The 1,367-nt window shown below is 67.7% G+C and carries 1 protein-coding gene; it reads right to left on the bottom strand.

Annotated elements, in window-relative coordinates; genetic code table 11:
• Window positions 1–84 precede the first annotated feature (84 nt).
• A partial coding sequence (locus tag RGCCGE502_RS34310) for an efflux transporter outer membrane subunit (protein ID WP_016558831.1) occupies window positions 85–1,367 on the bottom strand: 1,283 nt, incomplete at its 5' end.

The following is a 1,367-nucleotide window of genomic DNA, read 5'->3' as shown; positions in this document are numbered from 1 at the left end:
CGCCGCTGCCGTCATTATCGGCTTTGGCTACCGATAGCGGCCATAAAAAAGCCCCGCGATTGCGGGGCTCTTGTCTCGTGTGGCTCAGCTCGCCTTGGGCGGTGTTGTCGTGCGTGGTGCGCCCGGATTGTAGCCGCCGCCGATGGCGACGTTGAGGGCGACATAGTCCTTGGCCATCTGCTGGATGGAGGCGGCCAGGCTTGCCTGGGCGAGCGATACCTGACGCTGCGCATCGAGCACGTCGAGCAGCGAGGAGGCGCCGTCCTTGTAGCTGGCGGTCGACAGTTCCAGGGTTTCCTGCGTCGTCTTCACCTGGGCGCGCAACGCTTCCACTGTCTGGGCGTCGCGGCGCACCGCCGACAGCGCGTTCTCGACCTCTTCGACGGCGGTCAGCACGGTTTGCTTCCAGGCGAGATACTGGGTCTTGGCATCCGACTTGGCGATGTCGACATTGGCGCGCAGACGGCCGCCGTCGAAGATCGGCAGCGTCAGCGTCGGGCCGAACGACCAGGTGGTCAGGCTGCCGCCGGAGAAGCCGGCCGGCTTGACGTAGGAGGGCGAGATCGAGCCCGACAGGGTGATCGTCGGGTAGAGCTGCGAGATGGCAACGCCGATATTGGCGGTGGCAGCCGCGAGATTGCGCTCGGCGACGCGAATGTCGGGCCGGTTGCGGATCAGGTCGGCCGGAATGCCGGAGGCGATGCCACCGCGGAAGATCGGCTGCGGCGCGCCCTTCAACAGTTCGCCGAGCAGCGAGCCGGCCGGCTGGCCGAGCAGCGTGGCGATGTGGTGGGCGGCAACGCGGATGTTGGTCTCCAGCCCCGGGATTTCAGCCTGCGTCGACTGCACCAGGCCCTCGGCCTGGACGACGTCGAGGCGCGAGGCAGCACCGGCTTCGAGCTGGAACTTGGTCAGCTCGTAGGTTTCCTGGCGCGACTTCAGGTTGGCGCGCGACAGCGCCAGGCGCTCCTGGAAGAAGCGCAGGTCGATGTAGGAGTTCACCAGGTCCTGCAGATAGGTGAGCTTGGCGACGTCGGCGCTGGAATAGGCGGCATCGAGCGTGGCCTGGGCGCCTTCCTTGGCGCGGCGGTACTGGCCGAACAGATCGAGCAGCCAGGAGACGCTGGCTTCGCCGGCGCTGATGTTGGTGGCGCCGTTCGCGGTGCGGCGTTCGCCCATGGTGCCGCTGGTCGTGTGGCTGGCGCCGACCAAAAGGCTCGGCAGCGAGCCGGCCCCGGCCACGGTGACGCCGCCGGCCGCCGCATTGATGCGCTCCAGCGCCTGCAGCACCGTCAGGTTCTCATTCAGGCCCTGCACCACCAGACCGTCCAGCTTCCGGTCGCGATAGGCCGTCCACCAGGCCGTCG

The organism is Rhizobium grahamii CCGE 502, from assembly GCF_000298315.2.
In the GTDB taxonomy this organism is placed as follows: Bacteria; Pseudomonadota; Alphaproteobacteria; order Rhizobiales; family Rhizobiaceae; genus Rhizobium; species Rhizobium grahamii.
Note: the sequence above shows the minus strand (reverse complement) of the source record. Positions and strands in the feature narration are given on the sequence as shown.